The sequence below is a fragment of the Roseburia sp. CLA-AA-H209 genome, assembly GCF_020687575.1.
Taxonomy (GTDB): domain Bacteria; phylum Bacillota; class Clostridia; order Lachnospirales; family Lachnospiraceae; genus Roseburia_C; species Roseburia_C amylophila.
The window spans coordinates 1-15,879 of sequence record NZ_JAJEQU010000026.1; the positions used below are offsets into that span (position 1 = coordinate 1).

Consider the following 15,879-nt stretch of genomic DNA (forward strand, 5'->3'; position numbering starts at 1 on the left):
TCCATGTTCAGATGCGCCTCGCTGGCACGTCCTGTGCCAGCGTTGCCGGATGCCAGGCGAAATTCCTAGTGCCCCTAACAGCCTTTATCAGGCATCCGCACTTTGACGAACAGTGGCGCTATCTTTGTTAAACATTGGAATGACTGGTTTTATCGCCAAAAGCAAAACTAATATTTTAGAACTACGGTATTTTGATGCAAAACAAAGATACTTTACATAGCAAAGAAATTATTAGCAAAATGTTATTATCCTTCGCAACTGCCTAAGATATGATTTCATAGAAGGAGACCTGTATGTTTACAAAAGTAAAAGATTTTTTCAAAAAAGAAACCGTCTGCTGCATTGCTTTCCTGCTGGCAGTTGTATCCATGTTTTTTATTCCACCATCCGTAAATTACTTTTCTTATATTGATTTCCGGGTACTGGCTCTTTTATTCTCCCTGATGGCTGTGGTACGGGGATTCTCTTCCATTGGCGTTTTTACCCGGCTTGGAACCATGCTCTTAACCCATGTGCATTCCCTTCGGATGCTGTCGGCACTTTTCATTTTCCTGTGCTTCTTCTTCAGCATGCTTATCACTAATGATGTGGCGCTGATTACCTTTGTACCGTTTACCATACTGGTTCTGTCCATGGCCGAGCAAAAGAAGTTTCTGATTCCAGTTATCGTTCTTGAAACCATTGCCGCCAATCTCGGCAGCATGCTGACGCCTCTTGGCAACCCGCAGAATCTTTATCTCTATACGATTTCCGGATTATCCATTGGAGCTTTTGTCCGGATTATGCTGCCATACTCTTTTGTATCTGCTATCCTTCTGTTGATTTTTATTCTGTTTCTCCCAAAGGATACGGTTTCCACTGCAACTGCTGCAAACACTGCAAATTCTACAAATACTGTAACTGCTTCCAATACTTCCAATGTAATTTGTGAAGCTGTAAAAGCACGTAAAAATCCCCGGATTCTTTTTACCGCCTATCTGATACTATTTCTTCTGTGTCTTCTGACGGTGCTTCATATTCTGCCTTACCAGATTATGTTTCTTCTTGTCCTCACAGGCTTTCTGCTTCTGGATTACCGCGTATTAAAGGATGTGGATTATTTCCTGCTGCTTACCTTTCTTTGCTTCTTCATCTTTATCGGAAATATGAAGCAGATTTCTCTGGTACACGAACTGATTTCAAAGCTTTTGGTCCACCATGAAGTTCTGATGGGTATTGGTGCCAGCCAGATTATCAGTAACGTGCCTGCTGCCATCCTGCTTTCCGGCTTCACCGATGATTATTCTGCCCTGCTGATTGGGGTAAATCTCGGCGGCCTTGGTACTCTTATTGCTTCCCTGGCAAGCCTTATTTCCTTTAAATTCTATACCAATAGTAATGGAAACGATACAAGACGGTTTCTTGGGATTTTCACCCTCTACAATGTGATTTTTCTTGGAGTCCTCTTTGTTCTTTCACTTATTCTCTGCTGATTTTCACAGGCAGTTGTGAAAAAGATAGAGCTTTTACCCGAATCATATTCCGCTGATTCGCAGGGGATTTTCTTTCGCTACGAAATACCACAGTTCTAAAATGCATGTTTTTCTTTAGATGATTAAAACAGTCTTTCCAATGTTTGTCAGAATAACTGCACGGTCCGCCGAAGTACAGATGCCTGATAAGGGCTGTTAGGGGCACTTGGAATTTCGTCTGGCAACAGGCAACGCTGGTACAGGGATGTACCAGCGAGGCACATTTGAACATGGACGTGAATTTGTGCCGGTTGCCAGAAGAAAGTATAATTATGCCGAAATTCCAAGTGCCCCTTGCAGGCTTTATGCGGCATCTGTTCTCGACGGACAGTGCAGCTATTCAGTCAATGCAACCGGAAAGACAGTTTATCAGCAAGAAAAACACGCATTCTAAGAACTGTTGGCATTTCATATCGGATAAAGAAAATCCCCTGCGAATCAGTGAAATACGATTGCGGTAATCTATTCCCTTTTCACAACTGCCTGTGATTTTTAAGCAGGAATAAGTTGACGGAACATTTTCCCCCTTATATAATAGGATGCAGATGTCTTAAGACAAAACAGAAAATACTTGATACCAGAAAATATTGGAGGAAATACTATGTGGCTTGCAGATAGCTGGAAAGATTATGAAGTAATAGACTGTTCAAAAGGTGAGAAATTAGAGCGCTGGGGTGACTATATCCTGGTTCGTCCGGATCCTCAGGTTATCTGGGATACGCCACGGAAAGAAAAAGGCTGGCATAAAATGAACGCCCACTATCACCGCAGCAAAAAGGGCGGCGGCGAATGGGAATTTTTTGACCTGCCACAGCAGTGGAGTATCCACTACCACAACCTTACTTTCCAGTTAAAGCCTTTCAGTTTCAAGCACACAGGTCTTTTCCCGGAGCAGGCTGCTAACTGGGACTGGTTCTCTGAACTGATTAAGAAAGCTGGAAGACCAGTTAAAGTCTTAAATCTTTTTGCCTATACCGGTGGTGCTACGATTGCTGCCGCAGCAGCAGGTGCATCCGTTACCCATGTAGACGCTTCAAAGGGTATGGTTACCTGGGCCAAGGAAAATGCTGCTTCTTCCGGTCTTGCAGATGCACCAATCCGCTGGATTGTAGATGACTGTGTCAAATTCGTGGAACGTGAAATCCGCCGTGGCAACCACTACGATGCTATTATTATGGACCCTCCATCCTACGGCAGAGGTCCCAAGGGTGAAATTTGGAAAATCGAAGAATCCATCCATCCACTGGTCAAACTCTGTGCACAGCTTCTGGTGGACAGACCTTTGTTCTTCCTGATTAATTCCTATACTACAGGCTTACAGCCGGCGGTTCTCTCTTACCTTATCGGAACAGAGCTAAAACGTTTCCCTGGCAAAGTCACAGCCGACGAAATCGGTCTTCCGGTCAGTTCCAACGGACTTACACTTCCTTGTGGGGCTTCTGGACGGTTTGAGGGGATTTAACGAAAGTGTAAAAAGAATGTGCCTTGGCACATTCTCGCGCCTGCGGCGGTCGCTTGCGACATCTACCTTATACGCCACAGTGTGCATCCTCATGGAGCGTTTTTTACTTTACAGGAAAGCAATTTCCTGTAATGCAAAAAGCTGCCTCAATTGGCAGCTTTTCTTATATCATGTTTTCTTATATCAGATTCTCTTAATAATCTTCATGTCCAATAAACTTGCACTTAGCAATATATCCACCACACCAGATGGCTCCTGCCACTGTTACAGACAGCAGACACTTGAATACCGCCAGTGCGATGATTCCAATTGTAAGATTTCCTGCAAAGTATGCAGAAACCACCCCCCTGTATTGGTTTACATAACATAAGCCAGCCTCCCACATAAAGGGCTAGCAGCGTTCCGATGACAGAACAGAGTGTTCCGATCATCAGTCTCAGTGTTTTATGGCTAATCTGTGTTTCCTCTGCCTGTTTTGTAACTTCTTTCATCCTAATTCCCCTCTTCTCTAACATATCCCTTAGCATTTCTACTTGTTTAAACTTTTCAGATAAAAATTTACATTTCTATATCAAATATACAATTTTTTTGTCGAAAATTCAAGTGATTTTCTATTACAATCTGTTGTAATCTGTTGTATCTGCGCCTTTCTTACTTTATAATAGTAACACAGTAAACAGAATTTTTCAGGGGTGACTCTATTATATGAATGGTCCGAAAAAACTACAACAGATATTGGCTGTTCTCTTTATTTTTACAATTTTATTATGCAGCTGTAGAAAAGCAGAAAATACTCTATCCACAAAACAGGAACCTTCACTGCCAACTATTGTAATTGGCAGTGACAATTATCCGCCTTTTAATTATAGCGGAACAGACGGCAAACCAACCGGCATTGATGTGGAACTTGCCACGGAAGCCTTCCACAGAATGGGCTATCAGGCTGAATTTGTCACCATCGACTGGGAAAATAAAAAAGAGCTTCTGCAGGATGGCAGTATCGACTGTGCCTGGGGCTGTTTTAGTATGGACGGACGAATGGATGAATACAAATGGGCGGGACCTTATATGATCAGCCAGCAGGTGGTTGCAGTCAGTCCAGACAGCAATATTTACACCCTGCAGGATCTTGCCGGTAAAAACATTGCCGTTCAGGCCACCACGAAACCGGAAGATATTTTTCTCAACCAGACCGATCCCGACATTCCAAACATTAACGGGCTTTTCTCCATGCAGAATCGTGAGCTGATTTACCCAATGTTAAGCAAAGGTTATGTGGATGCAGTTGCTGCCCACGAAACTTCTATTTTACAATATATGTCCGATTATCATGTGGAATACCGCATTCTGGATAAACCGCTTCTTACTGTCGGACTGGGTGTGGCTTTCTCTCTTGATGATACCAGTGGGCTTAACGAAGAGCTGTCTGATACTTTAGAGGAAATGCAAAAGGATGGAACCTCTGAGAAAATCATCGGAAAATACTTAGCGCATCCAAGTACTTATCTGGAGGTAGAAAATTATGAAGTCAAATAAGAACAAACCCTTTAGACTGCGTTTTTTCTGGCCTTTTTCAATATTTCTTGGCATCCTGTTCTTCCTTCTGGTATTTTTTACTTCCGCAAATGATGATATCGAATCCACAGAAGAACACCTTGCAGATACGGTTAATTATTTGAAGAAACAATGCTCCACCTACAGCAATTTAAATTTAGCCTCCGAAACAAAGAGCCTGATGCGTATTATTGAATGCTGTCAGCAGGCTGCCCACAATATTTCTACGGATAACCGTCTGCATGGCACAACATCCATGGAAAAAGCTTCCATGGAAGAATTTACAAAAGACCTTTATATTACCGGCATTATTTTTCTGGATGAAACCGGAACTGTAACCTCTGAATATTGTACTGATTCCATTGGCAGTGCCGGTCTAACCGATACGCTGGAAAAAGAAGTTCTTCTGGATGTTGCCATACATCCGGAAAAAACATACTCTTCCAGAATCGACTGTGAAGATGGCTCTTATATCGATCTGGCAGCGGTAGGACGTACCGATACCTCTGGTATTATTGTAACTTATTACCATACACCACTTGATTACATTGAAAGTTACAGCATCTCTTTTCAGAATTTGCTGTCTGGCTACAGTATCAGCCGTAGCAGCACCATTGTCATTACCAGTGGTGATAAAGTGATTGCCTCAAATGAAGAAAAACTCGAAGGAACAGATATTAAGAATATTGAAGTACTACAGAATATAAACAAAAAAGCGGTGAGTGGACAGATGGTTCATGTTCATAATACAGTCTCCTCACCAAAGCATGTCTTTGGTATGTTAGACCAGGGGCAGAATTATTATATCTACGTCTATCTGCCTGAGCATGCAGTTTTTGAAACGACTCCGCGAAAAGTATTTTATTATATGTTTGGTTATATCTGCCTTCTTCTGATTTTCCAGATGCTGCGCTGGAGGACTGACCAGAGCTACCAGGAAGCCCAGTTGAAGAGGGATAAGCTCTATCAGGAATCACTAAAGGAGGCTGCCAAAAAAGCAGAAAGTGCTAACCTTGCCAAGACTGAATTTTTGCAGCGGATGAGTCACGATATCCGGACGCCGATTAACGGAATCCGTGGTATGGTGGAAATTGCCGGACATTATAAAGATAACCCTGTCAAGCAGCAGGAATGTCTCGGGAAAATCCGGGAGGCTTCTGGTCTGCTCTTAGAACTTGTAAATGAAGTTCTTGATATGGGAAAACTGGAATCCGGCGAAATTGTCTTAGAATCCCGCCCATTCCATGTTCTGCACCTGGTCCATGATATCACCACCATCGTAGAAAAGCAGGCTGCGGAACGTGGCATCGAAATTATTTCCGGAGTTCCTTCTGTCCAGCATCCCTGTCTCATCGGAAGTCCTATTCATATCCAACGGCTTCTTATGAATATTGTAAGCAATGCAGTAAAATATAATAAGGAAAATGGAAAAGTCATTCTAAGCTGTCATGAAGTACGTTTTACGGAAGATACTGCCTGGATTGAATTTACCTGCTCTGATACCGGAATCGGCATGAGCAAAGAATTTCAGGAGCATTTATTTGAACCTTTTACCCAGGAAAGCCATGATGCCCGTTCTACTTACAACGGTACCGGACTTGGCATGGCAATTGTAAAGAATCTTTTGGATAAAATGGGCGGAACCATTGATTTTTCCAGTGAGAAGGATGTCGGCACCACTTACCGGATTACGATTCCTTTTTGTATCGACCATAACGCCGCTTCCACTTCCGAAGCAGAAACTTCCGATGAAGAAATCTCTCTTTCCGGCTATCATATTCTGCTGGCTGAAGATAATTTGCTAAACCTTGAAATTGCAGAATTTATTCTGACTGATGCCGGTGCAGTGGTTACCAAAGCCTGCAATGGAGAGGAAGCACTACAGCTTTTTATGGAGGCTTCTCCTTATGAATACGATATCATTTTAATGGATATCATGATGCCGGTTATGGATGGTTACCAGACAACCCGTGCCATCCGTTCCTTAGACCGTCCGGATGCAAAAACAATTCCGATTCTTGCCATGACTGCAAACGCCTTTGCAGAAGACCGTCAGAAAACTTATGCTGCCGGTATGGACGAACACCTTACCAAACCACTGGATACGGAACTTCTTTTAAAAACAATTGCTAAATACACACCAGAGAAAAAAGCTCCAATGACACCATAGTACAGCGGGAGCTTTCTCTTCTTTGCCAGACAACCGTAAGAAACTGCCGGCAGCAGGTTCTTACGGTTATTTGATATTATTAGAGTCTCTACCCAATCTGATGCCCAACAATTCGATAATAGGTTCTTGAGGTCATCTTGTATACCAGAAGATAAATAACTGTAAATACTGCAATCGTACCAAGGAGACAGTACGCAAACAGTCTTCCATTATTCAGATTCATCACTGCCAGTATCATCCGGATCATTGGAAACGCTGCCAGCACATGTAGCGCAGCGGTAACAATCGGTAGTAAAAATACCATCCGGATCTGTGCACTGATTGTTTTCTTTACCTCTTCATTGCTCATTCCTACTTTTTCCATAATGGCAAAGCGCTCTTTATCCTCATATCCTTCCGAAATCTGCTTGTAAAAAATAATAAGTACGGTAATCATCAAAAACAGGATTCCAAGGAAAATACCAAGGAACAGAAAGCCACCATACATCTGCCGGAAGGAATCTTCATTTTCTGCCCTGTTTTCTATCATGATATAATATTTACCGTCGTGCCCTTCTTCCATGCCGGATGCACCAATTGCTGCAGACACTGCATTTCCACAGGCAATTTTTTCTTCCCTGTTTCCATCGATGTCGATATACAGAGAATAATAATAGCTGCTGGCATTTTTCCCATAAATCTCTTTCTGTGCTTCATACAACGGTGCCATATCTTCTATATTGTTTACTACCATATAATAGACCTGATTATCCATCCAATGTCCATTTTCAGAAGAAAAATGCTGTTTCTGTAAAATAGGATAAGTATAATCTCCAACCGTAATCGTATCTTTATCATAGTCATCACTGGTTGCCAACACCACTTCGTGATCCGAAAGCTCCGGAACCCTTACATTATAAGCTTCCTCATAATCTTCCCTTGTAATCATGCGGAGCATAATAATATCAGAACTATAATCGCCCTCATCATCATGTTTTCGAATTACAAGATTTCCATCTTCTGATATGCAGGAAAATGTCAGCGTCATCATGCCCTGTTCTTCTTTTATACTGCGGTTCTCCTGCCGGATGGTGCGGTTCACTAACTCCCGCAACGCATCACCTTCTGTAATCGGATTTTCACTGGTAATGGATACTCCGATATCTCCCTGATAACGGGCTGCCAGTTCATCATCCAGTCCGGCATACATACTTACCGTTGAAGAAATTACCACCAGTACCATCGTGGATAAAATACAGATGCTTGCCAGTCCTGCTGCATTCTGTTTCATCCGGTAAATAAGACCAGAGACTGCCACAAAATGTTTCTTTTTATAATAATAACTTTTTCTCTTTCTTAAGAACTTAAGCACGGCAATGCTGCCTGCCATAAATATAAAATAGGTTCCGATAATTACAAGTATTACCGCTACAAAGAACAGAAGCACTGCAGTTACCGGATTATCTACTGTAATTGCCATATAGTAGCCTGCTGCAAGTGTTACAATTCCAACTATTGCCATCAGCTTTTTCGTTTTCGGCTCCCGCTCGCCCTGGCTGCTTCCATGCAGCAGTTCCACCGGTTTGGCAAGCTGTATCTGAAACAGATTATATATAAAGGTCAGCATAAAAATACCGGCAAACAAAAGGATGGTACTTACAACGCCACTTTCTGATACATAAAAAACAATTTCTGCATGGTATCCAATCATGGCATACAATAACATACACATCAGTTTACTGAAAGCAATTCCTGCAACAAGTCCGCCACCGATAGCAACCACTGCCGAAAAAAACGTCTCCAGAAAAATTACTTTTGTCAGATGCCTTTTCTCCATTCCAAGAATGTTATAAATACCAAGCTCCTTTTTTCTCCGTTTCATAATAAAGCTGTTGGTGTAAAACAGGAATATCACAGAGAAAAATCCAATGATAACTGCACCCAGTCCCAACACAAGCTCTACATCCATGGCACCAAATGGCAGTTCATCCAGTCCCGGATTGTGATTGAGGTACAGCATGGTATAAAAGAATGCCACCGTCAGCATCCCGGTCAACAGATACGGCAGGTAAAACTGTCTGTTGTGCTTTATATTATTTACTGCCAGTTTTCCATATAAACCCCTATTCATGTTTCTCACCACCTGTCGTAAGCATCGTCAGTGTATCGGAAATCTTTGCATACAATTCCTCACTGGTTAAATTACCACGGTAAATCTGGTGGAATACTTCCCCATCTTTAATAAACAATACTCTTCTCGCATGGCTTGCAGCCTTAGTGCTATGGGTTACCATAAGAATTGTCTGTCCCCGCTCATTAATCTTATTAAATAATGTCAATAAATCTTCCGTCGCTTTGGAGTCCAGTGCTCCGGTAGGCTCATCTGCCAGTACCAGCTCCGGCTTGATTATCAAGGCTCTTGCTACCGCCGCACGCTGTTTCTGTCCGCCAGATACTTCATAAGGATATTTTCCAAGAATATCAAGAATTCCAAGCTGCGCCGCAATCGGTGTTATGCGCCGCTCCATCTCTTTATAATCCACACCGGATAACACCAGCGGAAGAACGATATTATCTTTTAATGAAAAATTATCCAAAAGATTAAAGTCCTGAAATACAAATCCAAGATTTTCTCTCCGGAATGCGGAAATCTCTTTTTCCCGGATATCCACAATGTTCTTGCCATTTAATATGACCTGTCCACCGGTGGGCTTATCCAGTGCTGCCAAAATGTTTAAAAGCGTAGTCTTTCCGGAACCGGATTCTCCCATGATTGCTACATATTCTCCTTCTTCCACTGAAAAGGAAAGATTCTTTAATGCCTCTACCTGATTTCCACCCAGGCGGGTTGTATAAACTTTTTTCAGATTATTTACTTCTAAGATTGCCATTGTTTTCTCCTCACTTTATTGCTCTGTCATCTTTTCCATTATCATAGCAAAAAAGGAAAATGTCAGCCATGGATTCTGCTTACATTTTCCCTTTATCTCTTACATTTTTGTAAGATTGAAATTATATTTTCTAGCTTTTTTATTGTACCATAATTATATTCCACATTTTTCAGGTGATAAATTTGCTAATATTTACATTTTTCAGGACATAATTTTGTATATCACTTATCTCTACTTCGCATTTCAAGATGTACCTTCGTTCCCACTCCAATCTCCGACTCAATCGTAATTTCATGGGACAGCTTGCGCATAATTTTCCGGCAGAGATACAGTCCGATGCCGGTAGAACGCTTGTCGGCATGTCCATTGTATCCGGTATAACCCTTTTCAAAGATTCGTGGCAAATCCTCCGGTGCGATACCGATTCCGGTATCTTCGATAACCAGCTCTTTTGTCTCTTGCTCCGGTTCTTCCTTTAAATAAACAGAAATGGTTCCGCCGGCAGTATATTTAATGGCATTGGATAAAATCTGTTCGATTACAAATTCCAGCCATTTTTCGTCGGTCAGTACCTGCGTGTCAATGGAACTTAATTCCATTTTAATTTTCTTTCGCACAAACAGTCTGGCATACTTGTGGATTGCCTCCCGCACTACTTTATCCAACGAAACTTCACCAATCACAAAATCCGTACTTTTCGCAGACAGTCTGGAAAACTGCAATGCCATTTCCACATACTGCTCAATAGAGAAAAGCTCTTCCCACATTTCCTGGCTCCGCTCATCTTCTTCCTCTGCCAGCAGCAGGCGCAGTGCCGCAATCGGCGTCTTAATCTGGTGCACCCACATGGTAAAATATTCTGCCTGCTCCACCTGCCCGTTTTCCAGCTCATTGATCTGCTGCTGCAGTGTGATATATAACGAACGAAGCATTTTCTGGTAATCCGTTTCCATCTGTCCCCGCGGCAATGACAGCTTATCCATTGTCACAGCAATTTCAGAAGTCTGCTTTTCTAACTTCTTATGATGCAGATAACGCCTTGTAAAGTCTATGATTACTACCAGCAAAAACAGGAAGAAACACAAAAATGCCGCATATCCCCATTGTGCCAGCGGCACCTGCTCAAATCCTATTACAAAGCACAGGATTCCAAAGCAGGCAAGCACTAACAACAGCCATTTCAGATTTTCCTTCAGATAATTTTTGACAAATCTCATTTCAGCCGATACCCGATTCCCTTCTTCGTAAGAATAAAATCCTCCAGACCTGCATCCGCAAGTTTCCTTCTAAGGCGGTTTACATTTACGGAAAGTGTATTCTCATCCACAAAGCAGTCACTTTCCCAGAGCTTTGTCATCAGCGTATCTCTTGAGACTACCTTTTCCTTATTTTCCATCAGTGTCTTTAGAATCCGCAGTTCATTCCTGGTAAGTTCCACTTTCTTATCCTGATAGGTAAGGACTGCTTCCGCCACCTGAAGCATCACTCCGTGATAGGTCAGCATTTCTCCGGTCTCCGTAAAATCATAGGTGCGCCGCAGCATTGCCTGTACTTTTACCGTAAGGACACTTAAGTCAAAAGGCTTTGCAATAAAATCATCCGCTCCCATATTCACAGCCATGACAATATTCATATTATCCGCAGCCGAAGATAGAAAGATAATCGGCACCTTAGAAATTTTGCGGATTTCACCGCACCAGTAATAGCCATTGTAGAAAGGCAGACCGATGTCCATCAGCACCAGCTGCGGTGCAAACTCCGCAAATTCTTTTGTAACTGCTGAAAAATCTTTTGTGCACTGCACTTCATATTCCCAGTTTTCTAAATGTTTTTTAATACTTCTGGCTATAATTACATCATCTTCCACAAGATAAATCCGGTACATCTTCCCCCTGCCTTTCCGTTTTTCCCATACACTTCACTTTCTCCATGTTTTTCACTCTTTAATCCGGTGTTTCATAATACGGAAAAAGATTTTTATCCTTGTCTTTTTCAAACATGTTGTTGTATTGCAGGATATTATACTGATTCAGAAGGTCTGCATCTTCTCCCTGCGCATCGGAATAATGCAGGAATTCGCCCTGACTCTTCGAATAAAATGCTCTGGAATTCATTGCCGGTATCTCTTCCTGTAAGTCTGCTAAGAACTGGTTATATGCCGGCAGTTCAATACCCGCCTGCTGTAAGGTCATTGTGGAAAGATAATTCAGGCTGGTCAGTTCCACATCTTTACTTTCACTGTCATAATTCGTCCATACAAAAAATGGTACTGTAAATAATTCCTGCAGTTCATCCAAGGTAAGACCGGATAATCCTTTACCATTCATGGACTGATAGAAATTATTATTCAGGCTCGGCTGATGGTCTCCAAAAAATACGATTTCGACCTTGTCATCCACATTTTCAAAATAAGTAATCAGATTTTCCAGTGCCTTGTCACTCTCATGAATCAGGCTTAAATACTGGTTCACATCACTGAAATAATGATTCTTAAGATTTATGGTATTCTGGAAATTATCATAATAATCGGTATAGCCACCGTGATTCTGCATGGTAACACCTAAGATAAATAATTTTTCATCGGAAGTCTTTTCCTCATACTGGTCAATGATTTTATTGTATAATTCCTGGTCCGTAATATATTCCCGCATGATATTGGTCTGGTCGAAATCATCGATAAAGAGACTCTCATCGAAGCCCAGCAACGGATAAACCTTGTTTCTGCTCCAGCCGGACGCATAGTAAGGATGCATGGAAATGCAGGAATATCCCCGCTCCTTTAAGGTGCTCACCAGGGAATACGGTTTCTTTGACATATACTGCTGATAAGGCACAGAGCCGCTTGGCAGGAATGCCATGGAATTTCCCGTCAGAAATTCCCACTCGGAATCCGGTGTCTTTGCACCAAAGACAGAAGACAGTGCATATCCCTTAATAACATTGGTGTCCATGGAATCGAAAAATGGTGTTACCTCTTCCGTTGTCTCAAATCCATAATGGGAAATCACACTCAAATCCGCAAAGGACTCATTCATAATGACAATAATGGTCGGGTCATCTTCCGAGTCTTTATTCTCCAGTGCCGGATATTCTTTGGAGATCTCTTCCACCACATCTTTTGAGTATCCATCCGGCTCCGCCACAAAGGAATCCCGGATGCTGAGTACAAAATTTAAGATATAGCCGTTGCGGTAAGTTCCTTTCTGTTCCCAGGATTCCATTACCGTATCTTCTGCGGCAATTCCCACATAAATTCCCATCACCAGTGCTGCCGCAAAGGCACTGATCCGGAGCATCCATTTCTTTTTAAATTCAAAATTCAGCTTTCTTATAAAGGCAACATATATCATGCTAAAAAGTATGACATAGACCGCCCGGTCTTCCAATACAAATTTATAATTTGCCGCTACGGAAAGTCCGGTGGATGCCGCTTTCAAATCTCCGAAAGAAAATTCATTTCCACGAAACTGATAGACAAAGTAATTGATTCCTGCAAGGCTTAAAAGGAAAATATGTCCTATCATGCAGGCAATCTTCGGCTTTGCTGTAATCACTAACATGGCAAAATAAAAGACCATGCAGCAGAGCACATTCCATCGGGTGTGATTCACACTGATTTTCTCCCGCAGCTCTGCATCCAGCAAAAGATACTGCACCATATGCTCCGTCATGATGGCACTTAGGAAAATTTCAAGAGCAGCCCAGATAGGATTGGCTTTCTCCGGCAATGTAATCCTAAGATTTTTGATTCCAAAATAAATCAGCCCTGCGGCAACTGCCAGTAGCACATTTACCCCACCATAGAGACAAAAGCCCAACATCACTGCAAAAGCAATGAGTCCGGCTCTTATATTTGTCTTCTTATAATCCAGTCCGATAAGTCTAACTGAATATTTTTTATTCTGCTCTGTTTTATTCTGTTCAATCTTATTCTGTTCTATTTCATTTCTTTCTGCTTTATTCTCATTCATTTCTTACAATCCTGCCGTCTTCTTCTGTGACAGAACTTCTGTCCATCCGCTACTATAACGCAGGTCTTTTTTGTTTGCAAGCCTCTTCACAAAATCTTAAAGAAATCTATGCGACTGCAATCGGTCCCATTCCCATTGCCCAGCAGATGATATACAAAATCAGAAGGTGCGCCGGATAGAAAATGTAGAAAAAGTATTTCAGGGAAAGTCCACGTTTTCCATTATAAAATGCAATCGGAATGAATGCCAGCGGTGCGGTAAGCTCCCAGGAAAATCCGATACATCCTGCAAGCAGCTGATAGGATTTTTTCTTACGGAATACATAGAGTAATACGATGCAGGCAACGCCAATTCCGGCATAGTCGGTATTTAAAAATTCTGCCGCAAGGATTCCTGCTGCAAGAATTCCCGCATCAAAAATAACTTTCTTAAACTTCGCAAACCGTTCCTGATTCTCCACTACCTGGAATCCCCACATAACCATCAGTCCGATAAACAGTGTAAAAAATACATTCTGGTAACCGGATTCCAATATTTTTCCATTGAATAATAAGTCAAATGGAATTTCAGATACCAGGCAGAAGGAAAGCAGACGAAGTGCATATTTCTTCACATCATGGGTATGTTCAAAGCCTTCGATTAAAAGAAAACAGAAAATCGGAAATGCCAGTCTTCCGACAAAACGCATCATCTGATATGTAATTACCAGGGTACTGTTGGCATCAATCCATGCATTCAGATCTGCCGCCTCATTCATGCCACGGACTACCAGCAGTCTGCCAAGGACTCCGGCTCCGATATGGTCAATTAACATCGTTATAATCGCAATGATTTTCAGTGTGCTGCCACTGATTCCTTTTCTTTCTTTCATCTTAATTCCTTCTCTTTCCCTTACTGCTGTGCCTTATCTGCCTTGCGTTTTGCAATCCGTCGGTCAATACGCTTATGCAGTAATACCACCACACCACCGATAACAAATGGAAGTACGAATGTTGCAAAACGGTATAACAATGCCGCAGAACCGGCTTCTCCGGTTCCTACCAATACTGTAAACAATGCGGTAAATACAAACTCCGAGGAACCGATTCCTGCCGGAGACGGAATGACTGCTGCCAGCATAAAAGCAAGGGAAGTAACTGCCCAGGACTGTAACAGTGTCAATCCATATTCCCGATATAAAATCACGAATGGTATGCCATAGCAGAATGCAAATTTCAACAGATTCTTAGCTACAATGGATGCGATTAGTTTTCCCTTGGTCAGAAGCATGCCTGCTGCATCCTCTAAGATGCCACACTGTTCTCGTAACATGGCTGCCTGCGCATCGAATTTTCCTTTGCGGTTCAGCTTGTCCACCAGGAAAAGTAAAATTCCATGGAACTTCTTTGAACAGCAGAATAAAAGTAATGCAGTTGCTATCACTGCCGTCAACACATATCCTGCAATCAGAAGATTAAAATATTTGGAATAATGTTCCTTCATAAATCCGAAATTTAACAGGAAGAAAATAATGGAAAAGATCGCAATCGTTACTTTATGAATCGCATACTCTACCATATACATTCCGGTTCCCTGAAAAACCGGAATTCCTTTTTCATTGAAATAATATACCGCTGCCACACCGGCACCACTGCCTAAGGTTGCCACACGGTAAAATGAGCAATAAAAGGCGCTCTCTATACCCATCCGGTATGTAAACTGTGGATTATACTGCTTTGCGAAGGAATAATTAATCCATCCTTCTACCACATTATACATAACACCGGCACCGCAGATGGTAATGACCACCCAAGGTGCAGTTGTAGAAAGCTCCTTTAAAATTGGTCCGGCTGAATCTCGGAACGTATAAATGATAATTGCTACGATAGCAATTACAAAAACCAGTTTCAATATTTGCTTTGTCCGCTTATTAATAAAACCTCACTCCCAGTTCTCTTTTTCCTCTGCTGCCTGTCTATTTTACCACGTATCTCCATGGATTATTCGTCACACACAGGATTATATCAAATATCCATTTTTTGTCAAACTTCTGTATTATATTTCCTGGCAAAAAGTGCTATACTTTAACTATCTATATATAAGCGATTGCAAAAAGAATAATTTCTAACAGATTGAATTTTGATTATCCAAAGGGCTTCTTTTTTCGCTATAAAATACCGCAGTTCTAAAGTGCATGTTTTTCTTTCTGTGATAAAAACCGTCTTTCCAATGTTTGACAAAAGTACTGAACGGTTCGCCGAAATGCGGATGCATGATAAGGGCTGTTAGGGGCACTGGGAATTTCGTCTGGCATCCGGCAACGCTGGCACAGGACGTGCCAGCGAGGCGCATCTGAACATGG

General features: G+C 41.9%; 14 protein-coding genes. 5 read left to right on the forward strand and 9 right to left on the reverse strand.

Annotated elements, in window-relative coordinates; translation table 11 throughout:
• Positions 1-293: 293 nt before the first annotated feature.
• The 3 genes from LKD41_RS14785 to LKD41_RS14795 all read left to right on the forward strand — a co-directional run bounded on the left by LKD41_RS14785 (position 294) and on the right by LKD41_RS14795 (position 2,973).
• Positions 294-1,472 carry an SLC13 family permease gene (locus LKD41_RS14785; protein WP_227701599.1) on the forward strand — a complete coding sequence of 393 codons (1,179 nt, stop codon included), beginning with the start codon at positions 294-296 and terminating at the stop codon, positions 1,470-1,472.
• Positions 1,473-1,677: 205 nt separating this feature from the next.
• Positions 1,678-1,905, forward strand: a complete 228-nt coding sequence (locus LKD41_RS14790) for a hypothetical protein (RefSeq protein WP_227701600.1) — start codon at positions 1,678-1,680, stop codon at positions 1,903-1,905.
• 207 nt (positions 1,906-2,112) lie between these two features.
• Positions 2,113-2,973 carry a class I SAM-dependent methyltransferase gene (locus LKD41_RS14795; protein ID WP_227701601.1) on the forward strand — a complete coding sequence of 287 codons (861 nt, stop codon included), beginning with the start codon at positions 2,113-2,115 and terminating at the stop codon, positions 2,971-2,973.
• Positions 2,974-3,166: 193 nt separating this feature from the next.
• Here the strand turns inward: LKD41_RS14795 and LKD41_RS14800 are convergent, their stop codons facing one another.
• Positions 3,167-3,316, reverse strand: a complete 150-nt coding sequence (locus LKD41_RS14800) for a hypothetical protein (RefSeq protein WP_227701602.1) — start codon at positions 3,314-3,316, stop codon at positions 3,167-3,169.
• A gap of 362 nt (positions 3,317-3,678) precedes the next feature.
• Between LKD41_RS14800 and LKD41_RS14805 the strand changes: the two genes are divergently transcribed.
• Together LKD41_RS14805 and LKD41_RS14810 are read left to right on the forward strand one after the other, a co-directional pair.
• The gene (locus LKD41_RS14805; protein WP_227701603.1) at positions 3,679-4,509 is read left to right on the forward strand and encodes a substrate-binding periplasmic protein; all 831 of its coding nucleotides are present in this window, start codon (positions 3,679-3,681) and stop codon (positions 4,507-4,509) included.
• Positions 4,496-6,697 carry an ATP-binding protein gene (locus LKD41_RS14810; protein ID WP_227701604.1) on the forward strand — a complete coding sequence of 734 codons (2,202 nt, stop codon included), beginning with the start codon at positions 4,496-4,498 and terminating at the stop codon, positions 6,695-6,697. The genes LKD41_RS14805 and LKD41_RS14810 overlap by 14 nt, the downstream gene beginning before the upstream one ends.
• Positions 6,698-6,785: 88 nt before the next feature.
• Here LKD41_RS14810 and LKD41_RS14815 read toward each other — a convergent pair whose 3' ends face one another.
• The 8 genes from LKD41_RS14815 to LKD41_RS14850 form a co-directional block, all read right to left on the reverse strand.
• On the reverse strand, positions 6,786-8,807 hold the full coding sequence (locus LKD41_RS14815; protein WP_227701605.1) for an ABC transporter permease: 2,022 nt from the start codon (positions 8,805-8,807) through the stop codon (positions 6,786-6,788).
• Positions 8,800-9,567 carry an ABC transporter ATP-binding protein gene (locus LKD41_RS14820; protein ID WP_022243488.1) on the reverse strand — a complete coding sequence of 256 codons (768 nt, stop codon included), beginning with the start codon at positions 9,565-9,567 and terminating at the stop codon, positions 8,800-8,802. The genes LKD41_RS14815 and LKD41_RS14820 overlap by 8 nt, the downstream gene beginning before the upstream one ends.
• Before the next feature lie 221 nt (positions 9,568-9,788).
• The gene (locus tag LKD41_RS14825; protein ID WP_227701606.1) at positions 9,789-10,784 is read right to left on the reverse strand and encodes a sensor histidine kinase; all 996 of its coding nucleotides are present in this window, start codon (positions 10,782-10,784) and stop codon (positions 9,789-9,791) included.
• On the reverse strand, positions 10,781-11,452 hold the full coding sequence (locus LKD41_RS14830; protein WP_227701607.1) for a response regulator transcription factor: 672 nt from the start codon (positions 11,450-11,452) through the stop codon (positions 10,781-10,783). Before LKD41_RS14830 ends, LKD41_RS14825 begins: the two co-directional genes overlap by 4 nt.
• Positions 11,453-11,510: 58 nt before the next feature.
• Positions 11,511-13,538: an LTA synthase family protein gene (locus LKD41_RS14835; protein ID WP_227701608.1), complete on the reverse strand. Its 2,028-nt coding sequence runs from the start codon at positions 13,536-13,538 to the stop codon at positions 11,511-11,513.
• A 106-nt stretch (positions 13,539-13,644) separates the two neighbouring features.
• Entirely contained in the window at positions 13,645-14,409 is a 765-nt protein-coding gene (locus LKD41_RS14840; protein WP_227701609.1) for a TraX family protein, read from the reverse strand.
• Between the two features lie 20 nt (positions 14,410-14,429).
• A complete protein-coding gene (locus tag LKD41_RS14845) occupies positions 14,430-15,428 on the reverse strand; it encodes a lysylphosphatidylglycerol synthase transmembrane domain-containing protein (RefSeq protein WP_227701610.1) in 999 nt (332 codons plus the stop codon).
• A gap of 213 nt (positions 15,429-15,641) precedes the next feature.
• Positions 15,642-15,879: hypothetical protein (locus tag LKD41_RS14850; protein WP_227701611.1), on the reverse strand; the 238-nt coding region annotated here is incomplete at its 5' end.

Excerpts from the sequence above, each read along its gene's own strand:
- LKD41_RS14830 (WP_227701607.1), bottom strand. The coding sequence starts at position 11,452 with ATGTACCGGATTTATCTTGTGGAAGATGATGTAATTATAGCCAGAAGT.
- LKD41_RS14785 (WP_227701599.1), top strand. The coding sequence starts at position 294 with ATGTTTACAAAAGTAAAAGATTTTTTCAAAAAAGAAACCGTCTGCTGC.
- LKD41_RS14840 (WP_227701609.1), bottom strand. The coding sequence starts at position 14,409 with ATGAAAGAAAGAAAAGGAATCAGTGGCAGCACACTGAAAATCATTGCG.
- LKD41_RS14815 (WP_227701605.1), bottom strand. The coding sequence starts at position 8,807 with ATGAATAGGGGTTTATATGGAAAACTGGCAGTAAATAATATAAAGCAC.
- LKD41_RS14820 (WP_022243488.1), bottom strand. The coding sequence starts at position 9,567 with ATGGCAATCTTAGAAGTAAATAATCTGAAAAAAGTTTATACAACCCGC.
- LKD41_RS14805 (WP_227701603.1), top strand. The coding sequence starts at position 3,679 with ATGAATGGTCCGAAAAAACTACAACAGATATTGGCTGTTCTCTTTATT.
- LKD41_RS14825 (WP_227701606.1), bottom strand. The coding sequence starts at position 10,784 with ATGAGATTTGTCAAAAATTATCTGAAGGAAAATCTGAAATGGCTGTTG.
- LKD41_RS14835 (WP_227701608.1), bottom strand. The coding sequence starts at position 13,538 with ATGAATGAGAATAAAGCAGAAAGAAATGAAATAGAACAGAATAAGATT.
- LKD41_RS14810 (WP_227701604.1), top strand. The coding sequence starts at position 4,496 with ATGAAGTCAAATAAGAACAAACCCTTTAGACTGCGTTTTTTCTGGCCT.
- LKD41_RS14795 (WP_227701601.1), top strand. The coding sequence starts at position 2,113 with ATGTGGCTTGCAGATAGCTGGAAAGATTATGAAGTAATAGACTGTTCA.